Origin of the sequence: Rhodopseudomonas palustris HaA2 (genome assembly GCF_000013365.1) — a bacterium.
GTDB lineage: Bacteria > Pseudomonadota > Alphaproteobacteria > Rhizobiales > Xanthobacteraceae > Rhodopseudomonas > Rhodopseudomonas palustris_J.
Genome location: NC_007778.1, coordinates 4,822,501 through 4,836,978, shown reverse-complemented (window position 1 = coordinate 4,836,978; position 14,478 = coordinate 4,822,501). Strand labels below are relative to the sequence as shown.

At 61.9% G+C, this 14,478-nt stretch carries 6 protein-coding genes, 2 tRNA genes and 2 rRNA genes (1 of these 10 only partly in view); 6 read left to right on the top strand and 4 right to left on the bottom strand.

Annotated elements, in window-relative coordinates; genetic code table 11:
• Positions 1-103: 103 nt before the first annotated feature.
• Entirely contained in the window at positions 104-976 is an 873-nt protein-coding gene (locus RPB_RS24970) for a TIGR02594 family protein (protein ID WP_011443122.1), read from the top strand.
• Positions 977-1,054: 78 nt separating this feature from the next.
• Here RPB_RS24970 and RPB_RS21405 read toward each other — a convergent pair whose 3' ends face one another.
• Positions 1,055-2,029 carry a hypothetical protein gene (locus RPB_RS21405; protein ID WP_157038880.1) on the bottom strand — a complete coding sequence of 325 codons (975 nt, stop codon included), beginning with the start codon at positions 2,027-2,029 and terminating at the stop codon, positions 1,055-1,057.
• A 223-nt stretch (positions 2,030-2,252) separates the two neighbouring features.
• Positions 2,253-3,023: an MOSC domain-containing protein gene (locus RPB_RS21400; RefSeq protein WP_011443120.1), complete on the bottom strand. Its 771-nt coding sequence runs from the start codon at positions 3,021-3,023 to the stop codon at positions 2,253-2,255.
• Positions 3,024-3,247: 224 nt separating this feature from the next.
• Here RPB_RS21400 and clpB point away from each other — a divergent pair, with 224 nt between their 5' ends.
• Positions 3,248-5,887, top strand: a complete 2,640-nt coding sequence (clpB, locus tag RPB_RS21395; protein WP_011443119.1) for an ATP-dependent chaperone ClpB — start codon at positions 3,248-3,250, stop codon at positions 5,885-5,887.
• 288 nt (positions 5,888-6,175) lie between these two features.
• Here clpB and RPB_RS21390 read toward each other — a convergent pair whose 3' ends face one another.
• Positions 6,176-7,804, bottom strand: a complete 1,629-nt coding sequence (locus RPB_RS21390) for a Vgb family protein (protein ID WP_011443118.1) — start codon at positions 7,802-7,804, stop codon at positions 6,176-6,178.
• Positions 7,805-8,069: 265 nt separating this feature from the next.
• Positions 8,070-10,112 (bottom strand): peptidoglycan DD-metalloendopeptidase family protein, encoded by a 2,043-nt coding sequence (locus RPB_RS21385; RefSeq protein WP_011443117.1) that lies wholly within the window; start codon positions 10,110-10,112, stop codon positions 8,070-8,072.
• Between the two features lie 943 nt (positions 10,113-11,055).
• Here RPB_RS21385 and RPB_RS21380 point away from each other — a divergent pair.
• From RPB_RS21380 to RPB_RS21360, 4 genes are all read left to right on the top strand, one after another.
• Positions 11,056-12,544 (top strand): 16S ribosomal RNA (locus tag RPB_RS21380).
• Positions 12,545-12,766: 222 nt separating this feature from the next.
• Positions 12,767-12,843: transfer RNA gene (locus RPB_RS21375), tRNA-Ile, on the top strand.
• 33 nt (positions 12,844-12,876) lie between these two features.
• Positions 12,877-12,952, top strand: a tRNA-Ala gene (locus RPB_RS21370).
• A 392-nt stretch (positions 12,953-13,344) separates the two neighbouring features.
• Positions 13,345-14,478 (top strand): 23S ribosomal RNA (locus RPB_RS21360) (it continues 1,695 nt past the right edge of the window).
• The 16S and 23S rRNA genes sit together here with 2 tRNA genes alongside, the layout of an rRNA operon.

Below are 14,478 nucleotides of genomic sequence, written 5' to 3'. Positions count from 1 at the left end.
GAATGACGACTTCGTCGCCGCACGAGTCATTCTCTCGCCATCCCCGCTCTGTTTACGCACCGGGCCGGTCGTACTTGCCGGGTATCGATGGAGAGAGTTCTGCATGGTCGAGTTTACTGCGTTCGCGTTCGGTCGCGTAGTTGTGTTGGGTCTGGGTATCGCGGCGATCGCCGCATTGGCGTCCCCCGCATCGGCCCGGCCGTTGCATCGTCATCATGGTCACACCGTTTCTCACTACGGCGATCACAGCGCGTCGGTTCGCGGCGCTCATCGCGCGTCCCGCAGCGCGTATCGCCACCAGCGCGCCGCCAAGCGCCATCGCGCCGTGCGCCGCGCGCCGCAGGCGGCGACCGGCGGCTTTGCTCAGCCGCAGCAGTTCGGCTTCGATCAGGGGCGTCATGATCAGGGGCAGAACTATTCGCTCAGCTACGCGCAGAACCAGGCGCAGAATTTCACGCCCGGCGGCGCTTCCACGTTTTCGTCCAACTACTCCGACGGCATCCATGCGCCGCGCGTGACCAAGCAGCGCGTCTCGCGGCGCGCCGTGCGGGCTCGGGCGATGGCGCAACAGACGGAGCCGCAGCAGATGCAGACGCAGAGCTGGGCCGGTAGCGGCGGTGGCGGCAATTCGAGCCTGGTCGCCGAGGCGCGCCGCTACATCGGCGGCAACCCGACCGGCCGCAGCCGGCTGTGGTGCGCGCGGTTCATGAACATGGTGCTGGAGCGCGCGGGCCATCGCGGCACCGGCTCCGACATGGCGAGTTCGTTCGCCCGTTACGGCCAGCGCATCTCCGGCCCGCAGGTCGGCGCCATCGCGGTGATGTCGCGCGGCAAGCGCGGCGGCCATGTCGGCATCGTCAGCGGCATCGATTCCAGCGGCAATCCGATCGTCGTCTCCGGCAATCACGGCCGCCGCGTCGCCGAGTCGGTGTACTCCAAGAGCCGCATCTACGCCTATGTGATGCCGTCGAGCTGAGGCCCGCTCTTACCCTCTCCCCTTGTGGGAGAGGGTAAGAGCGTGCTCACGCTGAACATGCCGACAGCCGCCGTGCAGTTAATGTATTAGGAAGGCGGCGCTCACCCCTTTCAGAAGCTCAGACGGAAGCTGAACGGCTCCGACGACCTCGCTCGGATTGCTAGCGCTGAATCCCGAGAGAATGCCGTTGTTGAAGGATATGACGGTCTTATTCTTGACAAAGGCTCGCCGATTGAACCGGACAAATCCAAGTTCGCTCGCCACGGGAGCAAGAACTTGGAAGCTCACTGGTGGCGTGGTGGCGAGCGTCTTTTCTCCATTTTGGCCCTTCTGAACCAACTTCGCATAGCCTTTGACTGAAAACAGTCCCGCTCTCCTGAAGCAAAAACTGAAATTACATACTTGATCCGGATTTGTGCCGATGTCGTTCTGTGGAATAAACCCGTTGAAAGAGAGAACTTTATCCGGGTGTGATTTGACCTCGATCGCAAACCGGATCGAGCAACTGGGCTCGCCCAATTGCGTGATGGTTGTTCGATGTCGACGGTTGTTGGTGATATCTTTCTGAGCAACAGCCTTCATGTCGCTGCAGGGAGGCATAGCGGGCGTGTCTGCGATGAAGTTGCTGAACACCCGCGATTTCTCCAGGTCCTTTTGTGTTGCGCCAGCTTGCGTGAGCAGCGCCGTTACGCTTTGCACGACGGCGATGGAGCGGTCCTCCGTCGAGGAAGAGAGCGATTTTACTAGCGCTCCGTCCATTTGGATTTCGATGTCGTCACTAGAGAAGCTGTTGTGATCATAGACAACCTTGAACATTGCCCCGTAGTCGGGGGTTGCCGTCATCTTCTGATCACTTGAGAGCAATAGCCGCTTGTTCGTGTATTCGGCGCTGAAGCTAACTTCTCCCTGAGCCATTGCATAGGAAAGTACTGCGCCGTCCAGGTTTGGCGGAATATCGAGATTGCTGGACGCGCTCCACATTGAGTTGCCGCAGCTGCAGAGCAGGACTGAAGTGCTCGAAACAAAGGCGAACTCTCGAAATCTGCGAAACATGAAATGCCCCACAAGCTAAAACCAGAGTTGCTGTTCGGAATCAGGCGGTCTTTGAAAATTACGAGCTACGGCTAGTAAGAGAAAATCTTGTGCATCGAAAAATCCTATGCACTCCAAAAAGAAGTCAACCTGCCAATGAGCGTCGAGTCAATTGGTAAATTTGAGTTAATCTCAAGAGCGCGTAGCGCGACAGTAAACTCCGTACTGCGCATATCGAACCATTTCAGTCGAACCCTACCGCATCGCCCCTCGCGATTCGTCCGCCTTCGATCACTTCGGCATACACCCCGCAATCGGCGTGGCCGAGCTGGCGCTGCAGTGTTTCGGGAATCTTCATGTCGCGCGCGGCGGTGACCGGGTCGACATTGGTGGCGGCGCAGCGGACGGTGCGCTTGACGATCTTCAGCCGCGCGTCGCCGATCGCCAGAGTCTGCCCGATCATGTCGAGCTCGGCCCAGGCGGGCCAGCCTTCGACATAGAGGTTGGCACGGAAGCGCAGCGGGTCGACCTTGTGCCCCGTCATCTCCTCCAGCGCCGCGACGCTGGCGAGGTTGATGACGGACAGCACCTTCATCGGCACGTCGGAGAAACTGTAGCCTTTGCCGTCCAGAACCTTCGGCGGCCCCTTCAGCTCGTCGGCAAAGCGCGCGGCAAAGAACGCCTCGATCGCGGCGCGGCCCTCGACCGTGCGCAGGTCGCCGCGGGCGGCCTCGGCGCCGTCCTGGCGGATCGTCAGCATGGCGGTGGCGTCGTCGTAATGCGTTCGCAGCGCGGCCAGCCGCTCGTTGCGCATCAGCATGAGATAATGGACCTTCGCCTTCCACACCGGATTGGCCGGATCGAAGCCGGTCGGCCCGTTCTCGATCGCATAAGCGCGGTCGGCCGGCAGCGTCTGGCCGACCCGCAGCGCCACTTCGGCCAGCGGCTCGGGCGACAGGCCCTTGACGGGATAGCGATAGATCGAGGTGAGAGACGCCGGGGATGGTATGGTCATGCCGCTCCTTAATGGATTTTCGCGACCCTGACCTGCACGAAATTGTGACGCCGCGTCTTCCGTTTCCACCAGCAGATGCCCACATTTCCGTCAAGCCGCTGCCCTGATCGGGCAGGGCGACGACCGCCGCCGGCTGAGGAATGTCAGCGCGGCCGGTGGAACCCCAATGAAGATGCCGTCCGCGTGCTTTCGAGGCGCCGATGGCAGGCTGAGGGACACCCAACATGAATCCAGAAAAATACACCGAACGCGTGCGCGGCTTCGTCCAGTCGGCGCAATCCCTGGCGGTCCGCGAGGGCCATCAGCAATTCTCGCCGCTGCATATTCTCAAAGTCCTGCTCGATGATTCCGAGGGGCTGGCCGGCGGTCTGATCGACCGCTCCGGCGGCAATTCCCGCGCGATCCTGAAGGCGACCGAAGACGCGCTCGGCAAGATGCCGAAGGTCTCCGGCTCGGGCGCCGGCCAGGTCTATCTGGCGCCGGCGACGGCGCGCGCGCTCGACGGCGCCGAGCAGGCCGCCGAAAAGGCCGGCGACAGCTTCGTCACCGTGGAGCGGCTGCTGCTGGCGCTGTCGCTCGACAAAGATTCCGAGGCCGGGCAGTTGCTCGCCAAGGGCGGCGTCACCCCGCAGAATCTCAACGCCGCGATCAACGCGCTGCGCAAGGGCCGCACCGCGGACAGCGCCACGGCCGAAAACGCCTATGACGCGCTGAAGAAATACGCCCGGGATCTCACCCAGGCGGCGCGCGACGGCAAGCTCGACCCGGTGATCGGCCGCGACGAGGAAATCCGCCGGACGATCCAGGTGCTGTCGCGCCGCACCAAGAACAATCCCGTCCTGATCGGCGAACCCGGCGTCGGCAAGACCGCGATCGTCGAGGGTCTGGCGCTGCGCATCCTCAATGGCGACGTGCCGGAGAGCCTGAAGGACAAGAAGCTGCTGGCGCTCGACATGGGCGCGCTGATCGCGGGCGCGAAATATCGCGGCGAGTTCGAGGAGCGGCTGAAGGCCGTGCTCAACGAGGTCACCGCGGCCGCCGGCGGCATCGTGCTGTTCATCGACGAGATGCACACGCTGGTCGGCGCCGGCAAGGCCGACGGCGCGATGGATGCGTCCAATCTGCTGAAGCCCGCGCTGGCGCGCGGCGAGCTGCACTGCATCGGCGCCACCACGCTCGATGAATATCGCAAGCACGTCGAGAAGGACGCCGCTTTGGCGCGGCGGTTCCAGCCGGTGTTCGTGTCCGAGCCGACCGTCGAGGACACCATCTCGATCCTGCGCGGCCTGAAGGACAAATACGAGCAGCATCACGGCGTGCGCATTGCCGATTCGGCGCTGGTGGCCGCCACCACGCTGTCGAATCGCTACATCACCGATCGCTTCCTGCCCGACAAGGCGATCGACCTGATGGACGAGGCCGCGGCGCGGCTGAAGATGCAGGTCGATTCCAAGCCGGAAGAACTCGATTCGATGGACCGCGAGATCGTGCGGCTCAAGATCGAGCAGGAGGCGCTGAAGAAGGAGAGCGACGCCGGCTCCAAATCGCGCCTCGTCACGCTGGAAAAGGAGCTCGCCGATCTCGAGGAGAAGTCGGCCGCGCTGACGCAGCGCTGGAGCGCGGAGAAGAACAAGCTCTCGGACGCCCAGAAGCTGAAGAGCGAGCTCGACGGGTTGCGGCTCGAACTCGCCGACGCGCAGCGTCGCGGCGAGTATCAGCGCGCCGGCGAACTGGCCTATGGCCGGATCCCGGAGCTGGAGAAGCGGCTTGCGGACATCGAAGCCAACGAGAATGCCGGCGAGATGATGGAGGAGGCGGTCACCGCCGATCACATCGCCCAGGTGGTGTCGCGCTGGACCGGCGTGCCGGTCGACAAGATGCTCGAGGGCGAGAAGGAAAAGCTGCTGCGGATGGAAGAGCAGATCGGCAAGCGCGTGGTCGGCCAGTTCGAGGCCGTGCATGCGGTGTCGACCGCGGTCCGTCGTGCGAGGGCCGGGCTGCAGGACCCGAACCGGCCGATGGGCTCGTTCATGTTCTTGGGGCCCACCGGCGTCGGCAAGACCGAGCTGACCAAGGCGCTGGCGCAATATCTGTTCGACGACGAGACTGCGATGGTCCGGCTCGACATGTCGGAATACATGGAGAAGCACTCGGTCGCCCGGCTGATCGGCGCGCCTCCGGGCTATGTCGGCTACGACGAGGGCGGCGCGCTTACCGAAGCGGTGCGGCGCCGGCCGTATCAGGTGGTGCTGTTCGACGAGATCGAGAAGGCGCATCCGGACGTGTTCAACGTGCTGCTGCAGGTGCTCGACGACGGCCGCCTGACCGACGGGCAGGGCCGCACCGTCGACTTCCGCAACACGCTGATCGTGATGACGTCGAATCTCGGCTCGGAATATCTGGTCAACCAGCCCGAGGGCGAGGACACCGGGGTGGTGCGCGAACAGGTGATGGACATGGTGCGGGCGCATTTCCGGCCGGAATTCCTCAACCGGGTCGACGAGATCATCCTGTTCCACCGCCTGCAGAAGAACGAAATGGGCCGGATCGTCGACATCCAGTTCAGCCGGCTGGCGAAGCTGCTGGAGGATCGCAAGATCGTGCTCGATCTCGACCCCGCCGCGCGCGACTGGCTCGCCGAGAAGGGCTGGGACCCCGCCTATGGGGCGCGTCCCCTGAAGCGGGTGATCCAGCGCCATGTGCAGGACCCGCTCGCCGAGATGATCCTCGACGGCACCGTCAGCGACGGCGCGAAGGTGGCGATCTCGACCGAAGGCGGCGTCCTGACCTTCAACGGCGCCCCGCCGCACACCGCCGATGTCGAGCCGTTCCCCGGGCGTCCGCCGAAGCGGATGCTGAACTGAGGCGAGGCAAAGTGCGGGCGGAATTTCCGCACGCACTTTGAGAAGTCACAAATCGTCATGGCCGGGCTCGTCCCGGCCATCCGCATTTTGAGACCGCGCGCTGAGACTGATCCTGCCTCGCCACCTGCTCGGCGTCATCCTGAGGAGCCCGACGTGCCGCGCTTTTGCGCGGCGCGTCGGGCCTCGAAGGATGTTGCATCGAGCTCGTTGCTCATCCTTCGAGGCTCGCTGCGCTCGCTCCTCAGGATGACGGTCGCGCAGCCTGGTGAGGCCGTCGAGCCTGCCCGGCTACTTCTTCGCGATCTTGTAGATCGCGTTCTCGATGTCCGACGACACGTAGATCGTGCCGCTGGCGCCGACGCCGATTCCGGTCGGCATGTTGGTCGGCGGCAGGCCGGGGGCGGGGACGAGGCCGATCGGGAGGTTGCCGGCGAGTTCGGTGACCTTGCCGGTCGCAGGATCGATCTCAACCACGCGTTTGGCGCCGACTTCTGCCACGACGAGCTTGCCGGACGGCGCCAGCGCCAACCCCTCCGGCATCTTCAGATCCTTCGCCACCACGGTCTTGGCGCCGGTGGCCGGATCGATCTTGGTCACTTGTCCGGCGAACGCCTCGGTGACGTAGACCGCGCCGTCGGGCGCCGCGGCGAGGCCGACCGGGCCGTTAAGGTCGGTGGCGATGGCTTTTCGGTCCTTGCCGTGCTCGCCGCCGACTTCGACCAGCGATTTGGTCCCGAGTTCGGCGACCACCAGCTTGCCGTTCGCCAGCCGGATCGCATCATACGGCGCCTTGAAGTCGTGCAGCATCTCGATGGTCTTGCCGCTCGCGCGGTCTATCACCTGCACGGTGCCGGTGAACCAGCTCGACAGCATCACCTCGTTGCCCTTGGCGGTGGCGCTCATCGGATATTCCAGCGTGACGCCGTCGGCATGCATCCGCGCCAGTTCGCGGACCTCGCCGGTGGCGCCATCGACGCTGCGATAGGCGAAAACATCCGCCACATAGATCGTGTCCTTGCCGCCGTCGGAGACCACGCCGATGCCGCCCGGAAATGCCAGCTTGCCGATGATCACCTGCCTGGCGGTGCCGGTCGCCGGATCGACCTCCTGGATGCCGTTGTCGGCCATGTTGGAGACGAAGATGCGGTCCTGCGCGTCGATCGCCAGATTGTCGAGCGACGGCTTCAGCTGCGCCGCGAGCTGTTTCTTGCCGGTCTTGATATCGACCCGGACGAGCTGGCCGAGCGCGGTGTCGAGCACGTAGAGATTGCCCTTGCTGTCGAAATTCGCCGCCGCCGGAATCTTGAAACCGTCGGCGACGACGTTGAGCTCGCCCTTGTCGACATCGACCGCGGCGACCTGGCCCTTGAACCACAATGGGCCGTAGAGCTTGTCGTCGGGACCGAATTCGAAGCCGTTCAGCCCGCCGATCTTCTCCATGATCTTGCGCGGCGGCTTTTCGCCCGCGACGTCGATCTCGTACAGCGCGTCGCCGAGAAACACCTGCGTGGCGTACAGCCGGCCGTCCTTGCGGAAGGCGAGCGAGTTGATGCCGGGCAGACCCGAGGCGAGCTTTTTGATCGGGCCGTCGCCCTTGCGCGCATAGAGGTCGCCGGTGAGGAACGCGGTCCACGCCATGGTGCCGTCGGGCGCGAACGCGATGTCGTCGGCCATGCCTTCCGGCGTCGGCACCGCGATCTTCGCCGTGCCCTTGTCGCGATCGACCTCGTAGAGCGCTGCGCCCGCGACCGAGCCGGCGAACAGCCGGCCGGCCTTGTCGATGCCGAGGCCATGCACGCCGTGAAACGCCGAGCCCTGCACCAATTTCGTGACGTGGTAATCATCCGCGCGCGCGGCGGAAACGGCCAGCAGTCCGAGCGCCATCGCGCTCGCGCCGAGCGCAAGTTTGGTCCTCATCGCATTTTCTCCCGTATGTTTGTTGTTATGCCGGGAGTATTTGGCTGCGCCGAAGCGTTGGCAAGGGGAAGTTGGCGAGGGGAATCGGCAAATCCCGTGTCCCGGACGCGCTGCGGCATTCTTCATGCCGCTGCGCAGATCCGGGAGCCCGGTCACTTCTTGTTTCGCAGAACTCCGGGCCCGCGGATCAGCCGCGCATCACGCCGCGAAGCGCTTTGTGCGGCACTGAATCGCCGGCGCGCTCGCGCGACGCTGCGCGCCGTGCTTACTTCCGCGCCGCCGCCGCGTTGACGCTGCGCACCGGGGTGGCTGCGGTGAGGTCTTCGGCGAAGCGGCCGGCGCCGCGGCCGGTCAGCATGGCGTCGAGGCGGTCGCGCTCTTTCTCGAAGGACGCCAGCAGCGGGCCTTCGAGCGAGCGGCCGCGCGGCAGTTTCACCCGCATCGGGTCGACGAAGCGGCCGTTGACGAGAATTTCGTAATGCACATGCGCGCCGGTGGAGAGGCCGGTGGAGCCGACGAAGCCGATCACCTGGCCCTGGCGGACCCGCTTGCCGGGCTCCATGCCCTTGGCGAAGGCCGACATGTGGCCGTAGGCGGTCTCGTAGCCGTTGTTGTGCTTGATCCGGATGTATTTGCCGTAGCCGCCTTCCCAGCCGGCCTTTTCGATCACGCCGTTGCCGGAGGCAAAAATCGGGGTGCCGTAGGGCGTCGACCAGTCGACGCCGGTGTGCATCTTGACGTAGCCGAGGATCGGATGGCGGCGGCCGCCGAAGCCGGAGCGCATGATCGCGTTGTTGACCGGCTTGCGCACCAGGAACTTCTTCGCGCTCTTGCCGCTCTCGTCGTAGAAATCCACCACCGAATCGTCGGGGGTCTGGAAGCGGTAGTATTTCTTGGTTTCGCCGCCGACGGTGAGCGCGGCGAACAGCACGTCGTTCTTCTCGACCGTTGTGGTGGTCTCGTCGTCGCCGGCGTAGAACACCTCGAACGAGTCGCCGGCCTGCACCTTGCGCTGGAAATCGACGTCGTAGGAGTAGATCTTGATCATGTCGTCGATGATCGCCTGCGGCACCTTGTTGCGCATCGCGGTCTCGTAGATCGACTGATACAGCCGCACGCCGGTGCCGTCGTCCTCGTCCTCGTCGCTGTTGTCGGCGGTGTCGCTGACGGTGTTGAGGGCCTGGACGTCGACCGCGACGTAGCGGCCGAGATCGGACAAGGCCGCCACCGCTTCGACCGCCGAATCGTTGGCGATGATCACCCGGAACGGCTGCGGCTGCTTGGCGGCGCCGGAGGGCTCCATCAGGATCCGCAGCTTCTGGCCTTCCTTCAGCCCGCCGTTGCGGCCGCGCGCGCCGAGCGCTTGGGCCACCGCATTGGCGTCCAGCTCGCTGGCGCCCTGGTCGCGCAGCACCGAAACGACGGTGTCGCCCTTCTTGACGATGTGGACGCGCTCGCCGGAGGCATTGCCGCCGGTCACCTGCTCCTTGGTCTTCGGCAGCAGCGTGACGTTTTCCGGCACGATGCGGGTCTCGAAACCCGCATAGGGGTCGGCGGAGGCGCCTTCGGGCGCGTAGCCGAGCCGCATATCGCCGCCGCCGCCGCCGATATCCCCGGCGGTGGCGCTGGCGTAGCGCACGCCGCTATTGCCCTTCCAGTTCGCCGCGTCGCGCACCCGCATCAGGATTTCGTCGGGCGGGATGAAGCCTGCGATCTTCGCCCGCGGCAGCACCTGGCCGAGATCGCGGGTGATGAACGAGACTTCGGCGTCGGGCTCGACGGCGTCGGGATTCTGCGCGTCTTCCGCCGCCGGCGCCGCGGCGCCGACGTCGCTGAGCATCCGCTGGGCGTTGAACGGCGGGATCTTGGCCGACAGTTCGGTGGTCGACAGCGACAGATTGCCGGCGATCTTGATGTAGGGCCGCACCCGGACGACGTCGCGATTGCCGACGCGCGAGACCGAGGAGACCCGGATCACGTTGCGCGCGGCCTGCGATTCGCTGGGCGGGGGCAGGCGGTCGCTCTTGTGCAGGGCGGCGTTCTTGTCGGCGCCGAAGGCGCCGCGCAGCGCGGCCTCGACCCGCTCGGGCGCCTTGGCGAAGGTCATTTCGCCGTCGAGCGACGCGAAAACGGCGCCGCCGATCAAGGCTGCGCCGCACAGGCCGGTCAGAATCGTGCCGCTGAACCATTGGACCGAGACGCGACGGCGATCGATCACCGCGGCTTCAGTGCCATCGACGGAAAGCGGGGGCTCGTGGCCGAGGTCGATGAAACCGACCTCGCGCCCGTGGCTGCGTCCCCGTGACAACCTCTGGCTCAATCCGCAGTCCCCCAAAATCCCGCCCGCCCGCTGACGTCGCCGGCCGGCAAGTGTCCCTGACCCGATGGAGGCGTCGCGCGATCGATCGCGAGAGCCTCCTGTTGCCCCGTGCCCGGGCAGCGCCGCGCGGGCGGAGCTCGGGAACGAGGCCGCGCCGCGGACGTTCGATAAGAGGCGGCCAAATTGCTGGCAGCCGGCTCGAACGTCAATGGCGGGAAATGTCCGGTGCCGAACTCAACCCGGGAACCGGCGATGAAAGCGTCACGATCGCGATCCCCGTCTGGCTGAACCCGGCTGCCGAAGGAGGCAACCGGACGAATCCGGCAAATCTATTTTGGGGAGAACGACCGAGGAATGTGGCTTGAGTACGGCGTCACGGCCCGGAAAGCCTTGTGCCATCGACGGAAAATGATTTTCCGAGGTCACACGACATTTTTCTGACGAAGGCCGTTGACAGATCCGAAGGGCCTGGCCTATAAACCAACCACTGAGCGCGGCGCCGCTGCAGCCCACCGGGCCCCAGCGAGCTTCCGCGCCTCTGAAAGCTTCATCATTACGATGAGTGATCAGCAGCCGACAGTCATCGGTTGCTAATTGCCGTCGGATGGAGAGTAAGGCTCCTATAAGTGTGGGAGCAGAAGTCGAGACCCTCGGGTTTTGGACTTCATGGGACCTTCGGGTTCCGGGCTGTTTGACAAGTAAAGATGAAGAAAGAGAAACGTGGACGGCGAAGTCCTTGCGGGTCTCGATTGTAAGAAGGCTTCGGCTTTCGAACATAGAGACCGGACGAAAGACTTCGGCGGTTACACGTTTCAAAGGTTACACCATGTCATCTTCGGATGGCGTGTCGATCGCGATGTGAATCGTCGGTCGGCGTATATGGTGGGACCTCGTCAAAACGTTGTGATCAGCCGGTTCAAAGTTTCAAGTCCAACTTGAGAGTTTGATCCTGGCTCAGAGCGAACGCTGGCGGCAGGCTTAACACATGCAAGTCGAACGGGCATAGCAATATGTCAGTGGCAGACGGGTGAGTAACACGTGGGAACGTACCTTTTGGTTCGGAACAACTGAGGGAAACTTCAGCTAATACCGGATAAGCCCTTACGGGGAAAGATTTATCGCCGAAAGATCGGCCCGCGTCTGATTAGCTAGTTGGTGAGGTAATGGCTCACCAAGGCGACGATCAGTAGCTGGTCTGAGAGGATGATCAGCCACATTGGGACTGAGACACGGCCCAAACTCCTACGGGAGGCAGCAGTGGGGAATATTGGACAATGGGCGAAAGCCTGATCCAGCCATGCCGCGTGAGTGATGAAGGCCCTAGGGTTGTAAAGCTCTTTTGTGCGGGAAGATAATGACGGTACCGCAAGAATAAGCCCCGGCTAACTTCGTGCCAGCAGCCGCGGTAATACGAAGGGGGCTAGCGTTGCTCGGAATCACTGGGCGTAAAGGGTGCGTAGGCGGGTCTTTAAGTCAGAGGTGAAAGCCTGGAGCTCAACTCCAGAACTGCCTTTGATACTGAGGATCTTGAGTATGGGAGAGGTGAGTGGAACTGCGAGTGTAGAGGTGAAATTCGTAGATATTCGCAAGAACACCAGTGGCGAAGGCGGCTCACTGGCCCATAACTGACGCTGAGGCACGAAAGCGTGGGGAGCAAACAGGATTAGATACCCTGGTAGTCCACGCCGTAAACGATGAATGCCAGCCGTTAGTGGGTTTACTCACTAGTGGCGCAGCTAACGCTTTAAGCATTCCGCCTGGGGAGTACGGTCGCAAGATTAAAACTCAAAGGAATTGACGGGGGCCCGCACAAGCGGTGGAGCATGTGGTTTAATTCGACGCAACGCGCAGAACCTTACCAGCCCTTGACATGTCCAGGACCGGTCGCAGAGATGTGACCTTCTCTTCGGAGCCTGGAGCACAGGTGCTGCATGGCTGTCGTCAGCTCGTGTCGTGAGATGTTGGGTTAAGTCCCGCAACGAGCGCAACCCCCGTCCTTAGTTGCTACCATTTAGTTGAGCACTCTAAGGAGACTGCCGGTGATAAGCCGCGAGGAAGGTGGGGATGACGTCAAGTCCTCATGGCCCTTACGGGCTGGGCTACACACGTGCTACAATGGCGGTGACAATGGGATGCTAAGGGGCGACCCTTCGCAAATCTCAAAAAACCGTCTCAGTTCGGATTGGAGTCTGCAACTCGACTCCATGAAGTTGGAATCGCTAGTAATCGTGGATCAGCATGCCACGGTGAATACGTTCCCGGGCCTTGTACACACCGCCCGTCACACCATGGGAGTTGGTTCTACCTGAAGGCAGTGCGCTAACCCGCAAGGGAGGCAGCTGACCACGGTAGGGTCAGCGACTGGGGTGAAGTCGTAACAAGGTAGCCGTAGGGGAACCTGCGGCTGGATCACCTCCTTTCTAAGGATGGGTCTTTTCAAGAACTCGCTGCTTGCAGTGAGGGATTATCGACCTGTTTTAGAAACATCCGGGGTTCAAGTCATAATGAACCCCATTTGGCGGGATTTCGCCGTCTTCGTTTCTCTTTCTTCGCGGACGAACACGCGCCAGGGGCGGCGCGCAGCGTTCTATCGATCGGTCGTATGGCCGGGTCGATGTGCGCGCGCATGCTCCTCGTGTTGAGGGCTTGTAGCTCAGTTGGTTAGAGCGCGCGCTTGATAAGCGTGAGGTCGGAAGTTCAAGTCTTCCCAGGCCCACCACTTCATCGAGCGTTGCGTTCGTCTTCTGGTTACGGGGCCATAGCTCAGCTGGGAGAGCGCGTGCTTTGCAAGCATGAGGTCGTCGGTTCGATCCCGTCTGGCTCCACCAGATGGATGATCATCGTGACCCACGCTCGTGCCTCGACGCTGTCATCGGACAGCTCGAGTGATTTCGTCCGCATTATGTATTCGCTTGCCTTCATTCGCATGAAGGCTTGCGGGTTTTCTGACATCGTAAAGAGGAGATCGATCCGGGTTCGGATCCGGCGAAGCAATTCGCGGGATGTGAACGCGTATCTCCAGATCATTTTCGGCGCACGCTCATCGCAAGATGAACGTGTTGTAAAATGGTCTTTGTTGGCGAGCTTGACCGCACGCCATCGGATCGATCTTACGAAGCAATAACTGGTCTTTTCAATCAATGTCCGTTCGCGATCGGCGTCCTTCGGGATCTGTCGCGGGCAACATTCTGCCGAGTGTGTGGACATTGATAATGAGAGCAATCAAGTGCCTTAAGGGTGTTCGGTGGATGCCTTGGCGCTGAGAGGCGATGAAGGACGTGCTACGCTGCGATAAGCCATGGGGAGCTGCGAAGAAGCTTTGATCCGTGGATTTCCGAATGGGGAAACCCACCTTCGATAGCCGGAACTCCAAGACCTTGTGTCTTGGTGAAAACCAAACCGCGAGGTTTTGGATTTCCGGTTATCAAGAGAAGGTATGAGACTCCTGAATACATAGGGGGTTTCAAGCAAACCCAGGGAACTGAAACATCTAAGTACCTGGAGGAAAGGACATCAACAGAGACTCCGTTAGTAGTGGCGAGCGAACGCGGACCAGGCCAGTCATCATTGGAAGACAATTGGAATCTGTCAGGAAAGCAGAGCCTTAGAGGGTGATAGCCCCGTACAAGTAATGCGACCAATGATGCTCGAGTAAGGCGGGACACGTGAAATCCTGTCTGAACATGGGGGGACCACCCTCCAAGCCTAAGTACTCCTCAGCGACCGATAGTGAACCAGTACCGTGAGGGAAAGGTGAAAAGCACCCCGACGAGGGGAGTGAAATAGTTCCTGAAACCGGACACTTACAAACAGACGGAGCCCAAGATACGTTCTGGGTGACGTCGTACCTTTTGTATTATGGGCCAGCGACTTAATTTAACGAGCAAGCTTAAGCCGATAGGTGAAGGCGCAGCGAAAGCGAGTCTGAATAGGGCGTCAAGTTCGTTGGATTAGACCCGAAACCTAGTGATCTAGCCATGAGCAGGTTGAAGGTGAGGTAACACTCACTGGAGGACCGAACGGGTGTCTGTTGAAAAAGACTCCGATGACTTGTGGTTAGGGGTGAAAGGCCAATCAAACTGGGAAATAGCTGGTTCTCCGCGAAAGATATTTAGGTATCGCCTCGGATGAATACCTCAGGGGGTAGAGCACTGGATGGGCTAGGGGGACTTACCGTCTTACCAAACCCAACCAAACTCCGAATACCTGAGAGTAATATCCGGGAGTCACACGGCGGGTGCTAACGTCCGTCGTGGAGAGGGAAACAACCCGGACCTACAGCTAAGGCCCCTAATTCGTGGCTAAGTGGGAAAGGATGTGGGAATCCCAAAACAACCAGGAGGTTGGCTTAGAA

Bases quoted from the DNA above. Each gene is read 5' to 3' on its own strand.
- RPB_RS24970 (WP_011443122.1), top strand. From the start codon at position 104: ATGGTCGAGTTTACTGCGTTCGCGTTCGGTCGCGTAGTTGTGTTGGGT.
- RPB_RS21405 (WP_157038880.1), bottom strand. From the start codon at position 2,029: ATGTTTCGCAGATTTCGAGAGTTCGCCTTTGTTTCGAGCACTTCAGTC.
- RPB_RS21400 (WP_011443120.1), bottom strand. From the start codon at position 3,023: ATGACCATACCATCCCCGGCGTCTCTCACCTCGATCTATCGCTATCCC.
- clpB (WP_011443119.1), top strand. From the start codon at position 3,248: ATGAATCCAGAAAAATACACCGAACGCGTGCGCGGCTTCGTCCAGTCG.
- RPB_RS21390 (WP_011443118.1), bottom strand. From the start codon at position 7,804: ATGAGGACCAAACTTGCGCTCGGCGCGAGCGCGATGGCGCTCGGACTG.